20 protein-coding genes, 2 tRNA genes and 2 pseudogenes are annotated in these 19,484 nt (G+C 71.8%); 8 read left to right on the top strand and 16 right to left on the bottom strand.

The genetic code is table 11. From position 1 onward, the window contains the following. Positions 1-49: 49 nt before the first annotated feature. Both ACM9LD_RS15085 and ACM9LD_RS15080 read right to left on the bottom strand, forming a co-directional pair. Positions 50-850, bottom strand: a complete 801-nt coding sequence (locus ACM9LD_RS15085) for a crotonase/enoyl-CoA hydratase family protein (protein ID WP_415677426.1) — start codon at positions 848-850, stop codon at positions 50-52. A gap of 10 nt (positions 851-860) precedes the next feature. Then, the gene (locus ACM9LD_RS15080; RefSeq protein WP_415677425.1) at positions 861-1,622 is read right to left on the bottom strand and encodes a helix-turn-helix domain-containing protein; all 762 of its coding nucleotides are present in this window, start codon (positions 1,620-1,622) and stop codon (positions 861-863) included. Positions 1,623-1,702: 80 nt separating this feature from the next. On the opposite strand from ACM9LD_RS15080, the gene ACM9LD_RS15075 reads away from it, so the two are divergent. Further along, a complete protein-coding gene (locus ACM9LD_RS15075) occupies positions 1,703-2,491 on the top strand; it encodes a sulfite exporter TauE/SafE family protein (protein ID WP_415677424.1) in 789 nt (262 codons plus the stop codon). 3 nt (positions 2,492-2,494) lie between these two features. Here ACM9LD_RS15075 and ACM9LD_RS15070 read toward each other — a convergent pair whose 3' ends face one another. The 4 genes and pseudogenes from ACM9LD_RS15070 to ACM9LD_RS15055 form a co-directional block, all read right to left on the bottom strand. Further along, positions 2,495-3,232, bottom strand: a complete 738-nt coding sequence (locus tag ACM9LD_RS15070; protein WP_415677423.1) for an ArsR/SmtB family transcription factor — start codon at positions 3,230-3,232, stop codon at positions 2,495-2,497. Continuing rightward, positions 3,222-4,589 (bottom strand): annotated as a pseudogene (locus tag ACM9LD_RS15065) (MFS transporter); the annotation flags it as partial. The pseudogene ACM9LD_RS15065 and the gene ACM9LD_RS15070, both read right to left, overlap by 11 nt. Before the next feature lie 85 nt (positions 4,590-4,674). Beyond that, positions 4,675-4,748, bottom strand: a tRNA-Gly gene (locus ACM9LD_RS15060). 86 nt (positions 4,749-4,834) lie between these two features. Continuing rightward, positions 4,835-5,671 (bottom strand): NAD(P)H-binding protein, encoded by an 837-nt coding sequence (locus ACM9LD_RS15055; protein WP_415677422.1) that lies wholly within the window; start codon positions 5,669-5,671, stop codon positions 4,835-4,837. Between the two features lie 106 nt (positions 5,672-5,777). On the opposite strand from ACM9LD_RS15055, the gene ACM9LD_RS15050 reads away from it, so the two are divergent. After that, positions 5,778-7,046 (top strand): proline-rich domain-containing protein, encoded by a 1,269-nt coding sequence (locus tag ACM9LD_RS15050; protein ID WP_415677421.1) that lies wholly within the window; start codon positions 5,778-5,780, stop codon positions 7,044-7,046. Positions 7,047-7,055: 9 nt separating this feature from the next. Here ACM9LD_RS15050 and ACM9LD_RS15045 read toward each other — a convergent pair whose 3' ends face one another. The 3 genes from ACM9LD_RS15045 to ACM9LD_RS15035 all read right to left on the bottom strand — a co-directional run bounded on the left by ACM9LD_RS15045 (position 7,056) and on the right by ACM9LD_RS15035 (position 10,197). Further along, positions 7,056-8,249: an acyltransferase gene (locus tag ACM9LD_RS15045; RefSeq protein ID WP_415677420.1), complete on the bottom strand. Its 1,194-nt coding sequence runs from the start codon at positions 8,247-8,249 to the stop codon at positions 7,056-7,058. A 101-nt stretch (positions 8,250-8,350) separates the two neighbouring features. Then, the gene (locus ACM9LD_RS15040; RefSeq protein WP_415677419.1) at positions 8,351-9,484 is read right to left on the bottom strand and encodes an alkaline phosphatase family protein; all 1,134 of its coding nucleotides are present in this window, start codon (positions 9,482-9,484) and stop codon (positions 8,351-8,353) included. Positions 9,485-9,558: 74 nt separating this feature from the next. Next, positions 9,559-10,197 carry a Type 1 glutamine amidotransferase-like domain-containing protein gene (locus ACM9LD_RS15035; RefSeq protein WP_415677418.1) on the bottom strand — a complete coding sequence of 213 codons (639 nt, stop codon included), beginning with the start codon at positions 10,195-10,197 and terminating at the stop codon, positions 9,559-9,561. Between the two features lie 152 nt (positions 10,198-10,349). On the opposite strand from ACM9LD_RS15035, the gene ACM9LD_RS15030 reads away from it, so the two are divergent. Continuing rightward, positions 10,350-10,916, top strand: coding sequence for a hypothetical protein (locus tag ACM9LD_RS15030; RefSeq protein ID WP_415677417.1), 567 nt, complete (start codon positions 10,350-10,352; stop codon positions 10,914-10,916). On the opposite strand, the gene ACM9LD_RS15025 is transcribed toward ACM9LD_RS15030, so the two are convergent. Next, the gene (locus ACM9LD_RS15025) at positions 10,913-11,425 is read right to left on the bottom strand and encodes a helix-turn-helix domain-containing protein (protein ID WP_415677416.1); all 513 of its coding nucleotides are present in this window, start codon (positions 11,423-11,425) and stop codon (positions 10,913-10,915) included. The genes ACM9LD_RS15030 and ACM9LD_RS15025 overlap by 4 nt on opposite strands. Positions 11,426-11,447: 22 nt before the next feature. Between ACM9LD_RS15025 and ACM9LD_RS15020 the strand changes: the two genes are divergently transcribed. Further along, complete coding sequence (locus ACM9LD_RS15020) at positions 11,448-12,632, top strand: benzoate/H(+) symporter BenE family transporter (RefSeq protein ID WP_415677415.1); 1,185 nt, start codon at positions 11,448-11,450, stop codon at positions 12,630-12,632. Here ACM9LD_RS15020 and ACM9LD_RS15015 read toward each other — a convergent pair. Continuing rightward, positions 12,621-14,021: a protein kinase domain-containing protein gene (locus tag ACM9LD_RS15015; RefSeq protein ID WP_415677414.1), complete on the bottom strand. Its 1,401-nt coding sequence runs from the start codon at positions 14,019-14,021 to the stop codon at positions 12,621-12,623. The two genes, ACM9LD_RS15020 and ACM9LD_RS15015, sit on opposite strands and share 12 nt — an antisense overlap. Positions 14,022-14,295: 274 nt before the next feature. Here ACM9LD_RS15015 and ACM9LD_RS15010 point away from each other — a divergent pair, with 274 nt between their 5' ends. After that, positions 14,296-14,706, top strand: coding sequence for a hypothetical protein (locus ACM9LD_RS15010; RefSeq protein WP_415677413.1), 411 nt, complete (start codon positions 14,296-14,298; stop codon positions 14,704-14,706). A gap of 60 nt (positions 14,707-14,766) precedes the next feature. Here ACM9LD_RS15010 and ACM9LD_RS15005 read toward each other — a convergent pair. Continuing rightward, a tRNA-Pro gene (locus ACM9LD_RS15005) sits at positions 14,767-14,840 on the bottom strand. Positions 14,841-15,093: 253 nt separating this feature from the next. On the opposite strand from ACM9LD_RS15005, the gene ACM9LD_RS15000 reads away from it, so the two are divergent. Genes ACM9LD_RS15000 through ACM9LD_RS14990 form a run of 3 tightly spaced genes read left to right on the top strand, consistent with a single transcriptional unit; the run spans position 15,094 to position 16,669 of the window. Further along, complete coding sequence (locus ACM9LD_RS15000; protein ID WP_415677412.1) at positions 15,094-15,630, top strand: GNAT family N-acetyltransferase; 537 nt, start codon at positions 15,094-15,096, stop codon at positions 15,628-15,630. Positions 15,631-15,660: 30 nt separating this feature from the next. Then, the gene (locus ACM9LD_RS14995) at positions 15,661-16,326 is read left to right on the top strand and encodes a DUF1361 domain-containing protein (protein ID WP_415677411.1); all 666 of its coding nucleotides are present in this window, start codon (positions 15,661-15,663) and stop codon (positions 16,324-16,326) included. 19 nt (positions 16,327-16,345) lie between these two features. After that, entirely contained in the window at positions 16,346-16,669 is a 324-nt protein-coding gene (locus tag ACM9LD_RS14990) for a hypothetical protein (RefSeq protein ID WP_415677410.1), read from the top strand. Between the two features lie 16 nt (positions 16,670-16,685). On the opposite strand, the gene ACM9LD_RS14985 is transcribed toward ACM9LD_RS14990, so the two are convergent. The 4 genes and pseudogenes from ACM9LD_RS14985 to ACM9LD_RS14970 all read right to left on the bottom strand — a co-directional run. Next, the gene (locus ACM9LD_RS14985) at positions 16,686-16,814 is read right to left on the bottom strand and encodes an MFS transporter small subunit (RefSeq protein ID WP_255602921.1); all 129 of its coding nucleotides are present in this window, start codon (positions 16,812-16,814) and stop codon (positions 16,686-16,688) included. After that, positions 16,811-18,226: an OFA family MFS transporter gene (locus tag ACM9LD_RS14980; protein WP_415677409.1), complete on the bottom strand. Its 1,416-nt coding sequence runs from the start codon at positions 18,224-18,226 to the stop codon at positions 16,811-16,813. The genes ACM9LD_RS14985 and ACM9LD_RS14980 overlap by 4 nt, the downstream gene beginning before the upstream one ends. A 58-nt stretch (positions 18,227-18,284) precedes the next feature. Then, positions 18,285-18,653: a DUF488 domain-containing protein gene (locus ACM9LD_RS14975; RefSeq protein WP_415677461.1), complete on the bottom strand. Its 369-nt coding sequence runs from the start codon at positions 18,651-18,653 to the stop codon at positions 18,285-18,287. 27 nt (positions 18,654-18,680) lie between these two features. Then, a pseudogene (locus ACM9LD_RS14970) lies at positions 18,681-19,424 on the bottom strand (uracil-DNA glycosylase); the annotation flags it as partial. Between the last annotated feature and the right edge of the window lie 60 nt (positions 19,425-19,484).

Raw genomic sequence — 19,484 nt, 5'->3', positions numbered from 1 at the left:
GCGGACTATAACGTGTTCTAGAAATGTGCGGGATCGGTTCCCGCGAAGGTCAGTTCCCGGTGAACCGCGGCGGCCGCTTGTCGAGCATCGCGGCGACGGCCTCGTGGTGATCCGCGGTGGAGTGCGCGATCGTCTGCATGGCCGCCGAGAGCTCGAGCAGCGCGTCGAGGCTCTGGTGCTGGCCCTCGCGGAGCAGGCGCTTCGTCATGCGCAGCGCCTGCGGCGGATTCGCGGCCACCCGGTCCGCGAGCGCCCGAGCGGCAGCGGGCAGCTCGTCGGGCTCGACGACGCTCGAGACCATGCCCCAGTCCAGCGCGGTCGCCGCATCGACGGCCTCGCCGGTGAGCGCCATCTCCGTGGCCCGCGCCATGCCGACGATGCGCGGCAGCAGCCAGGCACCGCCGTCCCCCGGGATGAGCCCCACCTTGACGAAGCTCTCGGCGAAGACCGCCTTCGTGGACGCCACCCGCAGGTCGCACATCATCGCGAGGTCGCAGCCCGCGCCGATCGCCGGGCCGTTCACGGCCGCCACCGTCGGGACCTCGCAGTGGTACAGCGCGCGGGGGATGCGCTGGATGCCGTGCCGATAGCCCTGCCGCTGCTGCGCCGCGGTGCCGCCGAACATGCCCTCCTTGTCGCGCATGTGCTTGACGTTGCCGCCGGAGCTGAACGCCGAACCGGCGCCGGTGAGGATCGCGACCCGCACCTCGTCGTCGCGGTTCACCGCATCCACGGCGCGCTCGATCGCCTCGATCATGGCCTCGTCGGAGACGGGGTTGCGGGCCGCGGGATCGTTCAGGGTCCAGGTGACGACGGGGCCGTCGCGCTCGATCAGGAGTGGTTCGGTCATGGGGGAGACCCTATGTGGTTCGGAACCGCGACGGGGGCGTCCCGAACTCGGCGGTGAAGGCCGCGGTGAACGCCGCGGGCGTCGCATAGCCGAGCAGCCCCGCGGTCTCCGTCACGGTCGCGGTGCGCAGGACCGGCAGCGCGGCGAGCAGCCGCGCCCGTCGCCGCCACACCGCGGGACTCGTCCCCGTCGAGGCGCGGAACCGGGCGGTGAAGGCGCGCTCGCTGAGCCCGCACCGCTCTGCCCACGTGGCGTTGTCGACGGCGACGTCCGGCGCGGCGAGGTAGTCCCGGCACAGGGCGCGCACTTCCGGGTCCGCGGGGAGCGGCACGTGCAGCGGGAGCGGTGCCAGCGCGGCGATCTCGTGCAGCAGGAGCGAGGCGATCGCCCCGTCGCGGCCGGCCTCGTCGTACTCGGCCTCGAGGTCGACGGCAGCGAGTAGGAGTTCGCGGAGGAGGGGCGTCACGTCGACCACCGTGCACCGCGAGGGCCACCACGGCGCCGCGGCCGGCTCGATGTACAGGCTGCGCGTGCTCACGCCGGAGTAGCGGACGCCGTGCGGCACGCCGGGCGGGATGAGCACGCCGCGGTCGGTCGGCACGGTCCACGCCCCGTCGTCGGTGTCGACCTCCATGACGCCCGTGGCGGCGTACAGGAACTGCGCGCGCCGGTGACGGTGCCGGGCCTGCGCGTAGCCGTCGGGGTAGTCGGTGCCGACGGCGAGCAGGTCGCGCGGGAGGTCCTCCAGCGTCGCGACGGGGATGTTCCGCATGGCGACAGGCTACCGAGATTCGAAGGTATCGAACCGAACTTCGATTGCCGGAAGGGGCGCCGTGCGGTGGACTCGGAGCAGTGAGTGCACTGATCCTGATTCTGGTGGGCGCCGCGTCGGGCGTCACCACGGCCCTCTTCGGCTTCGGCGGCGGCTTCGTCGCGGTGCCCGTCCTCGTCTGGGCCGACGCCGCCCTCGGCGGCGACGCGCCCCGCGTCGCCGTCGCCACCTCGTCCGTGCTGATGGTGATCGCCGCCGCGGTCGCGACGGCCTCCACGTCGCGCGCCGTGCTCGCCGAGCTGCGGGGGAGCGCGCGCCTGCTGATCCTGTTGGCCCTCGGCGGCGCGGCCGGTGCCGTGGCGGCGCGGCACGTACCCGGCGACGTCATCGCTGTGGGCTTCGTCGCGTACCTCCTGCTGACGATCGTCTCGGTCACCGTCCGGCGCGGATTCCTTCAGGCCGGGGACGACGGTGCGCGCCCGATCCGGCCCGGCGCCGGCCTCCCGATCGGCGCGGTGGCGGCCTTCCTGGGCGTCGGCGGCAGCGTGCTGACGGTGCCCCTGATGCGCCGCAACGGCCACCGGATGGCGGTCGCGACGGCCCTGGCGAACCCGCTGACCCTGGCGGTGGCACTGCCCGCGACGGCGATCTTCCTCCTGCTCTCGGGCGGACGGCCCGCGGGCGCCGGGACCGGTTTCGTGGGCGCCGTGGACATCCGCGCCGCCGTCGCGCTCCTCGTCGGCTCGCTGCCCGTGATCGTGCTCCTGCGTCGCCGCGGCCCGCGCTTGTCCGACCGCGCGCATGCCCGCTGGTACGTCGGGCTGCTGGTGGCGGTCACCGCCGCCATGGCGGCGACGCTGTTCCGGTGACGGTCAGCCGGGCCAGTCGACGGCGAAGCGCCGGGCCAGGACGCGCTCGCCCGCAGTGGTCACGCGGACGGCGCGGTACGTGGGGAGTCGCTCCGCCCATCCGGCCGCGAAGAAGCGGTCGCACAGCGCGCGCCCGGCGCCGCCCGCGAGGTGGTGCCGGGTTTCGGTCCAGTCGATGCAGTACCGCACGACGGGGCGGGAGGATCCGTCGGGCAGCGCGACCCCGAGATCCGCGAGGAAGGCGTGCCCGTCGTCCGTGAGCCGGTAGTCGAGCTCGCGGCCCGCGGAGGCGGGGCGGTCGGCGCCGTCGGCGTGGAAGAGCCCGTCGCCGCCCGTGATCCGGCCGTGGTCGAGCAGCGAGCCCATGATGGCTACGCCGAGCCGTCCGGCGAAGTGGTCGTAGCAGGTGCGGGCGGTCCGGAGCCGGTCGGCGCGGGTGGACGCCTTGAGCGACGCCACCGGCAGCGGCGGCGCCAGCGCCGCGAGCCGCTCGACGAGGTCGCCGACCTCCGGCCCGGCGATCCGGTACCAGCGGTGGCGGCCCTCCGCGCGGACGGCCAGCAGCCCACCGTCGACCAGCTTGCGCAGGTGGCCGCTCGCGGTGGGGCGGGAGACGCCCGCCTCGTCGGCGAGGACGCCGGCCGCCAGCTCGCGGCCGCCCAACAGCGACAGGAGGATCCGGCTGCGGGTGCGGTCGGCGAAGAGCTCACCGACGCGCGCCAGATCCGCGTCACCCGACATCGCAGCCCACCTCCGTCCGGTCCGTCGCGGTGGCGCTGATGCTGGTGGCCACCCCGACCACGAGTATGGCTGCGGCCACGCCGAAAGTGAGCCCCAAGGCCGTCGAGGAGCGGCCCGCGGCGTTGTAGACGGCCCCGAGGGCGGCGACGCCGAGTGCGCCGCCCGCCTGGCGTGCACTGTTGAGCACGGCACCGGCGAGGCCGGTGCGCCCAGGCGGGGCGGCGTCGAGGGCGACGGCGGTCATGGCGGGCATCCCCAGCGAGACGAGGCCGAGCACCGTCATCCCGGCGACGATCGCGGTGGGGTGCGCGGCCCCGGCGGCGACGATGAGCGCGCCCGTCGCCGCGTAGGCGAAGCCTGCGATCATGGGCGCGCGAGGTCCGGTGCGGGCGGTGATCACGCCACTCGCCATGGAGCCGATCCCGACCAGGATCGTCATCGGCAGGATCGCTGCCGCCGTGCCGACCACGCTGACGCCGTGCACCTGCTGCAGCCCCAGGCCGACCACGAACAGCGCGCCCCACGGCGCGAAGTTGAACAGCAGACCTGTGATGACTGCGCTGCGGAACGGGCCGCGGGCCAGCATGCCCGGGGGTATGACGGTGTCCCGCACACGACGCCGCGACGCGACGAACGCGCCGGCCGCGGTCGCCGCGGCCACGGTGAAAGTCAGCGCGAGGGCTCCACGGCCTTGTCCGAGCTCGATCAACGCCGCGATGCCGCCGCCGAGTGTCATCGATGCCAGGGCGGTCCCCACCAGGTCGAGCGGCTGTGCGCGACGGGGGGACTCGGGCACGATCCGCGCGACGACGATCCCGGCGAGGACGGCGACCGGAGCGCCCACCCAGAACGCGGCCCGCCATCCCGCACCCGACGCGAGGAAGCCGCCGATCGGCGGGCCGGCGGCGAAGCCCGCGCTCGCGATCCCGCCCCAGATCCCCAGCGCGCGGGCCCGCTCGGCGCCGTCGGGGTAGAGCTCGCCGATCATCGCGAGCGAACTGGGCAGGATCATCGCGGCCGCCATGCCCTGCACGATTCGCGCACCGATCAGGACGGGCCAGCCCGGGGCGAGCGCGCACGCCGCCGTGGCCAGCGCGAACAGCGCGAAACCGAGGACGCAGACCCGGCGCCGCCCGAACCGGTCCGCCGCCGGCCCGGCGATCAGCATCAGGGCGGCGAAGGGGATCGCGTACCCGTCGACTGCCCACTGCGCGAGCCCGAGCCCGCCGCCGAGGTCGCGGGTCATGGCCCCCAGGACGACGTTGACGACGGTGGCGTCGAACTGGATCAGGCCGAACGCGACGGAGAGGGCGAGGAGGGCGACGGTGCGCCGCCGGGCGGGATGCATGCCCCCAGCCTGGTGCCGGAACGGTTCGGCCCCCGCCGAACAGTTCGCGCCCGGGAGACGACGAAAGCCCCGGCCGGGGCCGGGGCTTTCGTGCTGGAGCGGGCGACGGGAATCGAACCCGCGTAGCTAGTTTGGAAGACTAGGGCTCTACCATTGAGCTACGCCCGCGTGCGTCGAATTCGGCGCGCGAGACATGTTACGGCATGCGCGACCAGAGGCGGAATCCTGCCCGGGTCGCGGCGCGGACCTGCGGATCAGCGGAACTGCTCGACGTGGTCGACGACCCACTGCCCGTACCTGCGGGCCGGTCGTCCGGTGATCCGCTCGACGACGCCGCTCGGAGTCACTGGGTGCTCGGCCGCGAGCTCGAAGGACTGCAGCAACGACTCGACGGCGGGCGCGGGCACGCCTGCCCCGGCGAGTCGCCTCCGCACCTCGTCCGGCTCGATCTCGCGCACGTCGAGGGGAGTGCCCAGCGCTTCGGCCAGCAGTCCGAGCTGCTCGCGCGAGCTGAGCGCCTCGGGCCCTGTGAGGTGCAGCGGACCGTCGGGCTCGGGCGTACCGAGTAGGAGCGTCGCGGCGACGTCGGCGACGTCCCGTTCGTCGATGGGCGCCATCGGGACGTCGAGGTAAGGGGCCTCCGCGAACCGGCCGGCGCGCACCGTCGGGCCCCACCAGTGCAGCGTGTTCAGCGCGAACGGGACCGGACGCAGCACGTGCCTCGTCCCGGCGAAGCCGGCGCTGACCTCCTCGAGGGCGCGGTGGTGCGCGCCGGTCGGGCTGCGCGGGTCGGTGACGGACGCGGTCGAGAGGTGCACCAGACGACCCACTTGCGCGGCGTTCGCGGACGCGACGAGCTCGGCGAGGCGGTCCTGCTGCGCGGCACCCAGTGCGGACGCGACGATCAGGACGGACGAGCACCCGTCCAGGAGCGCGTGCGCGGGGGCGGACGACGACAGCGTCTCGATATCGTCCGGCAGGTCCGCGGCGTCCGGCGTCCGGCTCGTCGCGCGAACCGACGCCCCGTTCGCCGCGAGGTGCGCGACCACGCGGCGTCCGACGACCCCCGTTGCTCCGGTCACCAGGATCATGCGTTCCTCCGGTCGGATGGCGCGTCGAGCATGTCGTTGCTCACCCTACGGACATCGAGCCTCCGGCAAGTTGATAAGAGTGCATTCGCAATGCAGGATGTGTGCTGTGAATCCCGACGGAACCGGCAATCAGCCCAGCTACGGCCCCGATGGTCAGTGGGCCGGCCCCACCGGTGGCTACCCGCAACAGGGCGACCCGCAGTACGGGTACCAGCAGCCGGGCCCGCCGCAGTACCCCTACGGCGACCCGTGGGCACAGCAGTACGGCCAGCCGCAGCCCGGGTACGCCCAGCCGGGATACCCGCAGGGGTATCCCCAGCAGGGATACGGGCAGCCCGGCCCCGGCTGGGGCGCGCCGGCGCCCGAGGTGAAGGTCGGGATCGTCGCGCTGCGCCCGCTCGACCTGGGCGACATCTACGGCGGGGCGATGGCCGCGATCCGTAGCAACCCCGGTGTCATGGTCGGGCTGACGGCTGTGCTCGTGCTGGTCACGCAGCTGGTCACCTTCCTGGCGCAGATTCCCATGACGCGCATCGCGGTGGACCCGGACGCCGAGACGGACGCGGCGCTCGGTGATCTCGCCGCCGCGACGGGCCTCAGCATCGGCGTCGGCCTGATCGCGGGCATCGCCTCGCTCTTCCTCACGGGCGTCCTGACGGTCGCGGTCGCGCGTGCGGTGATGGGGGAGCGGACCAGCGCCGGCGATGCGGTACGGGCGATCGGGCCGCGCCTGCTGTCGCTGATCGGGCTCAGCCTGCTGCAGTTCCTCATCTTCCTCGTACCCACCGCGCTGGTGGTGGGCCTCGTCGTCGTCCTCGCGGTGGCGGCGGGCGACGCCGGCCCCATCGTCGCGGTCCTCGTCGCGTTCGTGCTGTTCCTCGTGCTGATCGTCGGGTACCTGGCGGTCCTGCCGACGGTCTCCCTCTCGTACCCCGCCGTCGTCCTCGAACAGCTCGGCCCGATCGCCGCGCTCAAGCGCGGCTACGAGCTGCAGCGGCCGGGCTTCTGGCGGGTCCTCGGCATCCTGCTGCTCACCTACCTCATCACTGGCATCATCACGCTCGTCGTCTCGATCCCGTTCGGCGTCGTCAGCGTGCTCGTCGACGACGGTGCCGGGCTCGAGACCCTCGCCGGCTCGACGGTGACGGGCCTCGCCATCGCCGGTGTCGGTGCTGCGATCGCGCAGATCCTGACGGTGCCCTTCCTGGCCGGCGTGCAGACGCTGCTGTACGTGGATCAGCGGACGCGCAACGAGCAGTTCGACCAGGTGCTCCGCGACGAGGCGCTCCGCCGTTGGCAGTTCGGTACGCAGAACCTGTCGACGGACGCGCTGTGGCTGCAGAAGCCGCAGGCGGCGCAGTCGAGCTGGTACTGACGAGCGAGCTCAGGCCCGTTCGCGGGCCACGATCCAGCGGCTGACGGGGGTCCGCAGCACAAGATCGACGAAGAGCAGCGACATCGCCAGCACGACCACTGACAGCGTCGCGGCGCGCAGGAAGGCCGACGCGGGGAACCAACTGCCCAGCAGCTCGAAGAAGCCGGCTTTGCTGAGGATGTCGAGCATCAGCGGGTGCACGGCGAAGACGCCGAAGGCGCGGATCGTCGCGTAGGAGACCACACGCTCGCCCACGGCCCGGCCGGAGGCGCGGAGGTCGTCCCACATCATCGCGCCGAGCCAGATCAGGATCGTCGCGGCGACGTACCAGGGCAGGTACAGCGGGTTCCACGCCGCGGTGGCGGCGTCCGGGACGTTTCCGGGCTCGGTGTCACGCAGGTAGATCACGAGGCTGAAGGCGCCCGCCGCGAGGCAGAGGGCTACCAGCCGCAGGGCGTGCGACCGGAGCCAGGGGCCGACCTTCTCGTAGTGCTGCGCGGCGAGCATGCCCATCGCCACGAACAGCACGTACATGGGCAGCAGCTTCCACATGTGGTTGAACAGCGTCTCCCACGGCTGGCCCGCCGGGCGCGGCGCGTACTGGTAGAAGGCGAAGAAGCCGAGCTGGATCGCGCCCGCGGTCAGCAGCACCGTCCACGGGTGGCCCTCGAGCTTGCGGAAGAGCTTCTGCAGCGCGGGGAAGAACAGGTAGATCTGCATCGAGATCAGCAGGAAGTACAGCTGGTACTTCGCGTCACCGGTCAGGGTGGTGCGCGCGAGATCGCCGAGCCAGCGCCCGGGTGAGGGGAACGGATCGCCGGCGATGAGCAGGTGGTCGGTGATCGAGTAGACGAGGGTCCACACCAGGTACGGGCCCACGATGAGCCCGAAGCGCTTGCGCCAGAATTCCCGGGCCGTCATCGTGCGGCCGCGCATGCTCAGGACCAGCACGAAGAGCGTCACCGCGACGAAGCCGTAGCGGGTGAGGTGCAGCGCCGCCGAGACCAGCCCGGTCTGGCGGATCACGTCCGGGGAGTAGTTGATCGTGGTCACGCAGTGCGCGATCACCACGCCGAGGAACAGCAGGACCCGGGTGAGGTCCGCGGTCTGCTCGCGCTTCGGCTTCGCCGGGGCCCTCTCGGGCGCGGCGAGCTGCGGCGGCTTCGTCGTTTCGATGGTGGGCACCACCCTGGTGTCGTGCAAGGGCTGAGCGTCTTCACCCCGGGCTGCGGTCGTGTTTGTTTCGGTATCCTACGTGATACTGCTGCAAGAATCGGACAAGGGGCGCGTGCGCCCGTGTCCGGTCAGGGCGTCGTGGTGATCAGCGGGATGGCCTGTTCGTCGACGGTCCACGCACCGTGATGTCCGAGCATCCGTGACTCCATCGGCTCCTGGCTGGGCGTGACCAGGACCGAACCGCCCTGCGCGACGGCGAGGACGTGGCCGATCCGGTGGGCGACCACGGGGTTCGGCGGCGTGGGGCCGAACCAGTGCTCGTCGAGCGCCTGTTCGCGGGTCACCACGTGGGCGTGGGCGCCGAGGGTCTCCGACCAGCGCGCGCGTACGTCGTCGACGTGGTGGCCCCGCGAGAGGTACACGTGCCGCACCCGCGCCTCGCCGGCGATGATCCGGACGCCGCGGTGCAGGGCCGGCAGTGCGTCGAGGTTCACCAGCGACTCGGCCTGGATCATCCCGTGATCGCCGGTCACCAGAAGAGTGCATGTACCGGGCAGGTCCGCGAGGAGGTCCGCGAACATCGCGTCGACGGCGCGCAGCACGCCCAGCCACTCGGGCGAGCCGGGGCCGTGCACGTGCCCCGCCGCGTCCAACAGGCCGGTGTACGCGTAGGCGAAGCGGCGGGCGGTTGTGTCGTGCCGGGCGACGGCGAGCACGCCCTCGCGCACCTCGTCGAGGTTCGCGGCGGGGTGCTGAACGCCCGTGGCGCGGAACGCCGCCCTGGTCAGGCCCGACGTCTCCTGATACGCGGGGACGACGTAGTGGATCTCCGCGCCCGCGTTGGCGAGGTCCTCCAGGCGACTGCGGCGGCGCTGCAGCTCGTGGGGCGGGTGCGATGCGCGGGCGTCGGGCCCGCTCGCGCCGTCGATGGTCCAGCGCAGCGAGTTGAACAGGCGCCGGCCGTGTTCGTCGGGCACGCCGAAGCTGTAGCCGACGATGCCGTGCGCCGCGCAGGGCGCGCCCAGGGCGAGGCTCGACAGGCTGCTCGCCGTGGTCGCGGGGAAGCCCGCGTTGAGAGTGGTGCGCACGTGCGCGGCGAGCGTCGGGGCGTCGTCGGCGTGGCGGCGCAGGAGCTCCGCGCCGAGGCCGTCGATGAGCAGCAGGACGACGTCGCGTTCGACCGCCAGCCCCAGCGGGTTCTCCCCGGCGATGCCGAAAGCGGTACAGACCGAGGGCAATACGTCGGACAGCATGCCGGTCATCCGTCGATCGTAACGCTCGCAAAGGCGCGCCGAGGCGGGAACCGCGGCGTGTGACGCGCTCTCCGGCGCGCCCGCTACGTGATCGCCGAGGAGATGAGGGTGGCGACGCCGCGCTCGACGAGCAGTGCCTGATCGTCGTTGACGCGGGTCAGCGGGAAGCGGTCGCCGTAGGTGCGGACGACGTCGTCGATCATGGCCGGGGGATAGGGCGGGAGCGCGCCGTCGGCGTGCGGGATAACGACGGTGTCGACCAGGCCCAGCCCGGTGTAGTCGGTGACGCCGGGCGCGTCGGCGGGGTCATCGAGGGGAGCGACCGGCTCGACGTTCGGCCCCGCGACGACCGAGCCCGCGCTGAGCCCGACGTACGGGAGGCCCGCGCGCACCCGCGCCTTGAGCACCTCGCCGCAGCCGCTGGACTGCAGCGCGCCCAGCAGCACGAAGGTGTGGCCGCCGGAGAGGTACACGGCGTCGACGGCGTTCAGGTCGGAGTCGAAATCGGCCGGGTCCGTGTACTTCGCGAGGGTCATCCGGGTCAGCCGGAAGCCGAGGTCCGTGAGCTGCGTCCACTCGAACGAGCCGAAGGGCTGGTCGGCGTACGGCGCGCCGGCGTCGTCGATGAAGCCGATCCGCAGGGCGCTCGGTTCCCGCCCGGTGTGCCGGCGGAGGAAGTCGGGCAGGGCGCCCGCGTTGAGCGACAGCAGCAGGAGATTCACGATCGCGACGCTACGCCGGGAGTCTCTGGATCGGCGCGGACCGGCCGGGAGTGTGAGCCGGTCGGACGGGCGTCGCGGGCGCCGTCCGTGCAACGAGTGGGATGGAAGTCTACGCTTGTGGCAGAAGTGACGAGAATGATGCGGAGGACCGGATGCGTGCAGGACTCGTGCCGGCGGTAGTGGCGGGCTGCTGCGCGCTCCTCGCGGGATGCTCGGCGACGGTGTCCGGGAACGGCGCCGGTGTCACGGTGATCCGCGGCGGGGTCGGCCCGGGGATCGCCACCCCCGCGCCGGCCACGCCCGCACCGGTCACGACGACCACCGCACCGTCGACGACGAGCAGCGCGCCCCCGCCGAGCGGACCGACTGCGGCGATAGTCCTGCCCGACAACGGGAACGGCTTCACCTTCATCCAGACCCGCAGCGGCCGCACGCGCTGCCAGATCAGCGCGAGCAGCGCCGGCTGTCAACTCGTCTTCGATCAGCCGCGGCCACGGACCGACTCCGGCGACGAGGCGAACGGCGTCAACGTCACCAGCGACGGCGAGCTGTCCTACGTGCTCGGCAACCTGGGGGCGATCGACCCGGTGACGCTCGACTACAAGACCTACACCGCCCGCGGGTGGTTCATCGTCGCCAACGAGTACGGCACGGCCTTCACCAACCGGACCACCGGGCACGGCATGGTCGTGAGCGCGCAGGGCGCGAAGTCCTTCTAGCGGGGCGTCGTGATCACCACGACGGCCTCGGCGCCGTCGACGGTGGCGAACCGGTGCGGCCCGTCGCTGGTCCACGAGTGTGAATCACCCTCGTGCACCGTTGTTTCGGCGCCCACCGGGCCGACGGTGAGGGCACCGTCGACCACCGTGAGGTTCTCCCGGACGGCCGGACCGTGCCCGGGGGAGACGTGATCGGAACCGGCAGGGAACTCGAGTCGGAAGACCTCGACGGTGACGTGCGGCAGGTGGCGCACCGAGAGCAGAGCCGTGCGCATGCCGCCGTCGGCGACGCTGTGCGCGCCGGGCGACTCGCCGACGAGGGCCGTGAGCGGGACGTCGAGCGGGCCGCACAGCGCGTAGAGGGTCTCGACCGTCGGATTGCGACCACCGGCCTCGATCTCCGAGAGCGAGCCCTTGCCCACGCCGGCCCGGCGCGCGAGCTCGGACAGGCTGAGGCCGCGCTCGGTGCGCAGCTCGCGAAGGCGTCGGCCGACGTCGGGGGAGGGCATGACCCCATGCTACGTTCTGTTCATGGAACGTTCTGAGAACGGAACGATGGTGCCGGTGGGCGCGGGCATCGTGACCGCCCTGGTCGGGTACACCTCCGCCTTCGCGGTGGTGCTCGCGGGCCTGCGTGCGATGGGCGCGAGCCCGGGCCAGGCCGCGTCGGGCCTGCTGGCCGTCACGGTGACCATGGGCGCCGCGTCCGCCCTGCTCTCCTGGAGACACCGGATGCCGATCATCAGCGCCTGGTCCACGCCCGGCGCGGCCCTCCTCGCGACCACCGGCGCCGTCGCGGGCGGCTGGCCTGCGGCGGTGGGGGCCTTCGTCATCTGCGGCGTGCTGTTCGTGCTCACCGGGCTCTGGCCGGCCCTTGCGCGCTGGGTGCAGAAGATTCCGACGCCCATCGCCCAGGCCATGCTGGCGGGCGTGCTGTTGCCGCTGTGCATCGCGCCGGTCACGTCGCTCGCGAAGCACCCGTGGGCGGTCGCGCCGGTGCTGGTGGTGTGGCTGGTGCTGCTCAAGCTCCGCCCGCGATGGGCGGTACCGCTGGCCTTCGTGGCCGCTCTCGTCGTGATCGCCGTGGCCCTCGTGCGCGACGACGCCGTCCCCGCCGTCGCGGAGCTAGTCCCGCACGTCGAGTGGACGACACCCTCGATCACGCTGCAGGCGCTCACCGGGGTGGTGTTGCCGCTGTACATCGTGACCATGGCGTCGCAGAACATCCCCGGGGCCGCGGTCCTCGCGAGCTACGGGTACTCGGTGCCGTGGCGGCCCTCGCTCGCCGTGACCGGCGTCGGCAGCGTCGTCGGGGCGCCCTTCGGCGGGCATGCGATCAACCTCGCCGCGATCAGCGCGGCGCTCGCGGCGGGGCCCGACGCGGGGTCGGACACGTCTCGGCGGTGGATCGCCGGCGTCTCCTCGGGCGCGGCGAATCTCGTTCTGGGCGTGCTGAGCACGGGTCTGACCGCCGTGGTGCTGGCCGCGCCCGAAGGCGTGATCCAGGCGGTCGCCGGCGTCGCGCTGGTCGGCGCCTTCGCCGCCGCGTGCGCCGGTGCCATGGCCGACGAGTCCGCGCGCGTGCCCGCGGCCGTCACGTTCATCGTCGCCGCCTCGGGCACGACGGTGGCGGGCGTCGGTTCCGCCTTCTGGGCTCTGGTCGTCGGGATCCTCGTGTACGTGATCCTGGGAGTCCGCCGGTCCCTAGACGCGTGATTCGGCGTTCGGCTTCGACGACGACGCGGTCGTCGTCGTGGTCGAGGACGTGGTCGTCGGCGTCGTTGTCGTCGTGCTCGTCGTGGTCGTCGTCGTGGTGGTAGTCGACGTCGGCGTCGTCGAGGTGCTGGTCGGCGACGTCGGCGTGCTGGTGGGCCGTGGAACGGTGGAGGTCGTGGTCCGCGGGACGTCCGTCGGCCGCGTCAACGGCGCGGGGTCGGCCCGGTCGGACGGGCGCTCCGCCATCGCCCGCGCCGTGGTCATCGCGCCGGGATTGTCGGCCGTCGGCCCCGCGGTGGGCGTGGCGTCGTCGTTCCCGCCCGAGCCGTTCACGGCGATCGCGCAGCCGAGGGCCATCGCGGCGACCGCCAGCGCCCCCGCGACGGCGACGGACCGCTTCCGGCGATGGCCGGTGGGGGAGCCGTGCGTGTGGTGCTGCGTCGGCGCGGTGGACCCGATGGGTGGCGTCGTCGCCGGACGGGTGACGGTGCGCGGCCCGACGGTGCGGCGGACCGTCGGGGCGTACGCGGCGGAGCGGCCGGTCCGGGGTCGGCGCGTCGGGGACAGCCGGGCCTGCGTGATCGCGTCCGCGAGCTCGCCGCCATCGGCGAAGCGGCGCCGGGGCTCCTTCGTGAGGGCGCGCATGATGACGTCGTCGACACCTTCTGGCACCCACGCGGGCAGCGCCGGCGGCTCCTGGCGGATGTGTTGAACGCACAGGGCCACCGCGGTCTCCGCGGTGAACGGCGGATGGCCGGTGAGGCATTCGTAGCCGACGACGCCGAGGGAGTAGACGTCGGAGGCGGCGGTGGCGTCCTCGCCGGAGGCCTGTTCGGGGGAGATGTACTGGGCGGTGCCCATGACCATGCCGGTCTTGGTGACGGGTGCGGCGTCGACGGCCTTGGCGATGCCGAAGTCGGTAATCTTCACCTGCCCGGTGGGGGTGATGAGGATGTTGCCGGGTTTGACGTCGCGGTGCACCAGGCCGGCGGTGTGGGCGACCTGGAGGGCGCGGCCGGTCTGCTCGAGCAGGTCGAGGGCCTGGGCCTGGCTCAGGTGCCCGAGGCGGGAGAGGACGGCGTTGAGGGGTTCGCCGTTGACCAGCTCCATGACGAGGTAGGCCAGGGGTGCGCCGCCGGCCTGGTCGGCGGTCTCGCCGTAGTCGTAGACGCCGGCGATGCCGGGGTGGTTGAGGGCGGCGGTGGTGCGGGCCTCGTTGCGGAAGCGGGCGAGGAACTCCTGGTCCTCGGAGAATTCGGCTTTGAGGACCTTGACGGCGACGCGGCGGTCGAGCCGTGTGTCCATCGCCTCCCAGACCTGACCCATGCCACCGGTGGCGATGAGCCGGAGGAGTTCGTAACGGCCGGCGAGTGCGGTTCCACCGCGCATGGCTGGTCCCTCCTGTGTCGGGATCGTCGTTGTTACTCCGGCGCGGGGTACCGGTGGAGGCGGGCGCGCATCATCGGCACGGCACCGCGCACGACGGATCGGGGTACGGCTGGTCGTCGGGCATATCGCCGGTGCTGGTCGAATCGTTACAGACCGCCGCGGCTCGGCGAGGGCGGGACGGGCCTCCGCCGGGATGACAGGCTGAGGATGCACGACCGGATCGGCTAGCTGGTCGGGGGTCTCCGGGCTTACACCCGGGTTGTCCGGAACGAAAATGAAGACCAGTACAGGAGATGCAGTGCCAGGTGGAAGTCGTGAGAAGTGGAATCCCTACGAAGACAAGGCCCTGGCCCGGATTGCTGTTGACATACTGGTTAACGCATTGGAGCGGTCTCAGTCAGTGCAATCGTTCTTGTCGGACTCGCTGGTGGCTGAGTTGCGCGGAATGCGTGAGGCCGACGTGCAGGCGTATCTCAAGACCATGATTTTCCATGACGGGATGGCGCCCAACCTCTCGAGCAGGAAATTTGCGGTCGACCTCAATCGCGGGGGTGACAGCTACATCAAGAGCGTGGCCTACTACGACAAAGACATTCGCCCGGGTGTGAATCATGAGAATGTCCGGGTGGACCTGCTTTTCGAGGATGGGGCATGGCATGTCGATCGTTGGACACGAGAGGGCTGATTGACCGCGACCTTCAGTCGGACTGCCCCCTCCTCGCGACTGGTCCTGCCGCATGTTCTGTCGGGATGACAGGATTCGAACCTGCGACCCTTCGCTCCCAAAGCGAATGCGCTACCAAGCTGCGCCACATCCCGTGATCGCTCGCGCGACCAGGTAAGAGAGTACCCGTGGCGAGGACCCCGACTACGCCCGCGTCGATGTGAGCCCTCCGGCTCCGGCCCGGCTCGAACGGGCAGCCGCCCTCACCATCGCGGGTAGGTCGCGTCCTTACCGGGTAGACGCGACGTGGGCGGAGTCGGCACCGACGGTACGGGCGCTGCCGCGGAGCGGGCAATCGCTTTTCCGCGGGGCGGGCAGCGCGGGTGAGTCGGAACTACTGTTCATCGCATGGTCCTGAGCAGCGACGCGGGTACCGGCTACCTCATCCGGCGGCTCGAGGACGGCGACGCTCGAGCGCTCGCCGACGTGCACGTCCGCGTCTGGAAGGCGACCTACCCCGGCCTGGTGGACCGAGTGAAGCTCGACGCCCTCACCGTGGTGGACGGGACGGAACGCTGGCAACGGATCATCGGCGGTCTGGATCGTCAGGAATCGGAGGGCGTCCGTACTCGCTGCGCCGTGCACACGGCGACGGGGAGGATCGTCGGATTCGCGACGGGCGGTCCCGCGCGCGACGCCGGCGCACCGTCGACCACGCAGCTCTGGTCCTTGAACGTCCTACCGGACCACCACGGCGCGGGGGTGGCGGCGGATCTCATGGCCGCGGTGATCGCGGAGCGCGGGGCGTACCTGTGGCTGGCGACGGGCAACGCCAGAGCGCTCGCCTTCTACCGCAAGCACCGGTTCGAGCTCGACGGTGCCGTCCAGCTCGACGAGGAGTGGTCGTGTCACGAGTCGCGGATGGTCAGACCTGACCTTTGTTAACGACTCCGGGCGCTTTGGCAAACTGATCTGATGACGAGAACCCGCGCCGTGCTGCTGCTGGCCTCCCTGCTCGCCACGACGGCGCTCACCGTGGTCCTCGGCACCACCGACACCTCGGCCCCGCTCACCTATCCCAGCCGGTTCCTCATCTGGAACCTCTTCCTCGCGTGGATCCCGATGGTCTTCGCCGTCGGTTTCGCGACGGTCCGCAGCCGGTGGGCGCTCGTGCCGCTCGGCCTCGGCTGGCTGGCCTTCCTGCCCAACTCGCCGTACCTGGTGACCGATCTCGTGCACCTCGGCGACGACGAGAACATGTGGCGACACGTGCTGCAGTACGGCTTCGCCGCCTGGACGGGGATCCTGCTGGGCGTCGTGTCGATGCTCCTGGTGCACCGCCGCCTGCAGCGGGAGTTCGGCGCGCGCTGGGGCTGGCTCGCCGTCGTGCTGTCGGTGGGGCTGTGCGCGATCGGGGTGGTGATCGGCCGGTTCCAGCGGTGGAACTCGTGGGATCTGGTGACGCGGCCGGACGCGGTCGTGATCGCGACGCTCGACTGGGTGACCTCCCCGTTCTCCTACGTCCAGTCCACCGGCGTCGCGGTCGCGGTCGCCGCCTTCTTCGGCCTCGCCTACCTGACCATCTGGTCCCTCACCCCGCCGGTCACGGCCCCCGCCGCGAACACGGCGGAACGCGACTGAGCGGCGTACCGTCGACCCCGTGTACCTGGAGCGGTTCGTCGCGCACGGCTATCTCGATGCCGATCGCGCCGCGCGCCTGAGCTGGGAGAGCTCGCAGTACGCCTCGCGGATCTACCTCATCGTGGGGGAGCGGCGCCTGCTCGCGCAGAACCTCTCGCTCTGCTGGGACGATCTCGGCGTGGGGCCGGGGACGCCGATCGCGGTCGAGGTGACCAGCGGCAACCGTCGGCTCCTCGACGACGAGCAGCGCGCCATCGCAGGCTTCGCGGATCGCTTTCGCGAGGCCCTGATCCCGCCGGAGCCCCGCCCGCCGCGACGCGGCTTCTTCCGCCGCGGCCGCTGATCGGTCCCGCCGCGGCTCAGCCCTGGAAGAGTTGCAGCGCCGCGTCGACGGCGTTGTACAGCCCGTACAGCAGCGGGATCGTGACCAGGGTCCACGTCACGACCAATTGGACGGGGTGCCGCCCGTCGGATCCGGTGTCGGTCATCGGGACTCCTTCGGTCCGTGTGCCGCGTCGACCGCATCGACGACGGTGCCCTGCTCGTGCCACCGTTGGGCGACGGGGCGGATGGCGAGGTTCGCGAGAAAGCCGACGACGAGCACGCCGACCATGATGTAGAGCGCGAGGTGGTAGTCGGCGGCCTCGAGCGGGATCGCCTTGCCTGCCTCGTCGACGCGATCCTTCTTCGAGTCCAGCACGCGGTTGACGATGAGCGGGCCGAGCACGCCCGCCGTGGACCATGCGGTCAGGAGCCGGCCGTGGATCGCCCCCACCTGGTAGGTCCCGAAGAGGTCCCGCAGGTAGGCGGGCACCGTCGCGAAGCCGCCGCCGTAGAACGAGATGATCACCGCGCAGAACAGCACGAACAGCGCCGTCGACGTGGCGCCGATGGTCGCGAGCCCGAGGTAGAGCAGGATTCCGCCGCCGAGGTAGATCATGTACGTCGGCTTGCGGCCGATGTAGTCCGACGTCGTCGACCAGCCGAGCCGGCCCGCCATGTTCGCGACCGACAGCAGCCCGACGAAGCCGGCGGCGACGGTCGCGGTGACGGCGGAGACGCCGGTGTCGTCGCGGAAGAAGTCCTGGATCATGTCGGCGGCCTGCTCGAGGATGCCGATGCCCGCGGTCACGTTGCACAGCAGCACGATCCACAGCAGCCAGAACTGCGGTGTCTTGATCGCGTTGGCCGCGGAGACGTTCCCGGCGCTCACCATCGCCTTGGAGGTGACGGTCGCGGGATCGAAGCCCGCGGGGACGTAGCCGGGCGCGGGCACGCGAATGGTGAAGACGCCCATCATCATCACCACGAAGTAGACGATGCCGAGCGTGATGAACAGCTTGGTCACCGCGCTGCCGCCGGCCTCGGCGCCGCCGTAGAACTTCATGAGTTCCTTCGACATCGGCGAGGCGACCATCGCGCCGCCGCCGAAGCCCATGATCGCCATGCCGGTCGCGAGCCCGGGCCGATCGGGGAACCACTTCATGAGGGTGGATACGGGCGAGATGTAGCCCAGCCCCAGGCCGATGCCGCCGACCACGCCGTACCCGAGGTAGACGAGCCAGAGCTGGCCGGTCGCGATGCCCGCCGCGGCGATGAGGAAGCCCGCGCCCCAGCAGCTCGCCGCAGTGAACATGGTGCGCCGCGGCCCGACCCGGTCCACCCAGGTGCCGAAGACCGCCGCGGAGAGACCGAGCATGACGATGGCGATGGAGAAGACGATGCCGATCATCGTCTTGTTGGTGTCGAAGTGTTTGACCAGCGCGTCCTTGTAGACGCTCGTCGCGTACACCTGCCCGATGCAGAGGTGGATCGCCAGCGCCGCCGGAGGGATCAACCACCGGTTGTAGTTCAGCGGTGCGACGGAGTGCTCTCGGTCGAGGAAGGACAACGCGGCCACGGCGCGACGCTAGCAGTCGGACGATGCCCGACGGTGCCGGTCGGCGAAGTTCGATACCTCACCGTACGAGTGGGTCGCGCCCGGTCAGGAGCGCGGCGAGCACGTGCGCGTGGCTGATGTCCTCCGCCTTGGAGGCGGTGAGCAGTGTGACCGGCCCGGCGTCGACCCGGGCCCGCAGGCCCTCGAACGCCGCGGCCGCCTCGGGCTCGGCGAGCTCGGCCCGGTACCGCTCGACGAACTCTGGGTACTTCGCCGGATCGTGCTCGTACCACTTCCGCAGCTCCGTGGACGGCGAGACCTCCTTGCACCACTGCGCCAGATCGGCGCGGTCCTTGCTGATCCCGCGCGGCCACAGCCGATCGACGAGGATCCGCTCGCCGTCGCCCGCCGCCTCCGCCTCGTACACCCGCTTGACCCGGACCGTCATCGTCCCTCCTTCCGCCGCACCGTCGCCCGCGATCGTCCGCGCGCGATGGAGGACGTCCTCCAGCATGGACGGTGTGAGCCGCCCGGTGAAGGTGTTGTGCTGGCTCACGTGGAAGCAGCCGAGGACGGCGAGCGAGCGACCGTCGGGGTGGACGAGGTCCACGCGGGCGCCGTGGCCGAACGCGGGCCGCGGCCTCGGGATGCGCCAGCCGCCGTCGGCGAGCACGGAGAACAGCGCCTGCCAGCCGAACGCGCCGAGGACCACGGCGACTCGGACGCGGGGGAGCAGCTCGAGTTCGCGCGCGAGGAAGGGCGCGCACGCACGGCGCTCCGCCGGCGTCGGCTTGTTCTCCGGCGGCGCGCAGCGCACGGGCGAGCTCATCCGAACGTCGAACAGCTCCATCCCGTCGTCGATCGCCACGGCCCGCGGCTGATTCGCCAGGCCGACGGCGTGCAGGGCGGCGAAGAGGACGTCGCCGCTGCGGTCGCCGGTGAACATCCGGCCCGTCCGGTTCGCGCCGTGCGCCGCGGGCGCGAGGCCGACGATGAGGATGCGCGCCTCCACGGGGCCGAATCCCGGCACCGGCCGTCCCCAGTACTCCTCGTCGGCGAAGGCGGCGCGCTTGACGCGGGCCACCTCCTCGCGCCAGGTCAAAAGGCGCGGGCACGCCCGGCACGTGCGGATCAGGGTGTCGAGCTCGGGAATCGTCCGCGCATCGTTCGCCGCCGACGGTGCCGCCTCCGGCGCGGTCACGCGGGCTCGCCTGGACATGCCCCGAGATTAGGCGGGAGGCGGAGCATCCTGCTCCGGATATGGGCGAGGCCGGTGGCA

Origin of the sequence: Tsukamurella hominis (assembly GCF_965137015.1) — a bacterium.
In the GTDB taxonomy this organism is placed as follows: domain Bacteria; phylum Actinomycetota; class Actinomycetes; order Mycobacteriales; family Mycobacteriaceae; genus Tsukamurella; species Tsukamurella hominis.
The sequence above is the reverse complement of the archived record's forward strand: the minus strand, read 5'-3'. Positions and strand labels throughout refer to the sequence as shown.

What these genes read in the sequence shown, in the direction of transcription:
- ACM9LD_RS15015 (WP_415677414.1), bottom strand. Translation starts at nt 14,021, where the DNA reads ATGCGCGGTGGAACCGCACTCGCCGGCCGTTACGAACTCCTCCGGCTC.
- ACM9LD_RS15080 (WP_415677425.1), bottom strand. Translation starts at nt 1,622, where the DNA reads ATGCGGAACATCCCCGTCGCGACGCTGGAGGACCTCCCGCGCGACCTG.
- ACM9LD_RS15000 (WP_415677412.1), top strand. Translation starts at nt 15,094, where the DNA reads ATGGTCCTGAGCAGCGACGCGGGTACCGGCTACCTCATCCGGCGGCTC.
- ACM9LD_RS15010 (WP_415677413.1), top strand. Translation starts at nt 14,296, where the DNA reads ATGAAGACCAGTACAGGAGATGCAGTGCCAGGTGGAAGTCGTGAGAAG.
- ACM9LD_RS15025 (WP_415677416.1), bottom strand. Translation starts at nt 11,425, where the DNA reads ATGCCCTCCCCCGACGTCGGCCGACGCCTTCGCGAGCTGCGCACCGAG.
- ACM9LD_RS15070 (WP_415677423.1), bottom strand. Translation starts at nt 3,232, where the DNA reads ATGTCGGGTGACGCGGATCTGGCGCGCGTCGGTGAGCTCTTCGCCGAC.
- ACM9LD_RS14995 (WP_415677411.1), top strand. Translation starts at nt 15,661, where the DNA reads ATGACGAGAACCCGCGCCGTGCTGCTGCTGGCCTCCCTGCTCGCCACG.
- ACM9LD_RS14985 (WP_255602921.1), bottom strand. Translation starts at nt 16,814, where the DNA reads ATGACCGACACCGGATCCGACGGGCGGCACCCCGTCCAATTGGTCGTG.
- ACM9LD_RS14975 (WP_415677461.1), bottom strand. Translation starts at nt 18,653, where the DNA reads ATGACGGTCCGGGTCAAGCGGGTGTACGAGGCGGAGGCGGCGGGCGAC.
- ACM9LD_RS15085 (WP_415677426.1), bottom strand. Translation starts at nt 850, where the DNA reads ATGACCGAACCACTCCTGATCGAGCGCGACGGCCCCGTCGTCACCTGG.
- ACM9LD_RS15030 (WP_415677417.1), top strand. Translation starts at nt 10,350, where the DNA reads ATGCGTGCAGGACTCGTGCCGGCGGTAGTGGCGGGCTGCTGCGCGCTC.
- ACM9LD_RS15055 (WP_415677422.1), bottom strand. Translation starts at nt 5,671, where the DNA reads ATGATCCTGGTGACCGGAGCAACGGGGGTCGTCGGACGCCGCGTGGTC.
- ACM9LD_RS15020 (WP_415677415.1), top strand. Translation starts at nt 11,448, where the DNA reads ATGGAACGTTCTGAGAACGGAACGATGGTGCCGGTGGGCGCGGGCATC.
- ACM9LD_RS15040 (WP_415677419.1), bottom strand. Translation starts at nt 9,484, where the DNA reads ATGACCGGCATGCTGTCCGACGTATTGCCCTCGGTCTGTACCGCTTTC.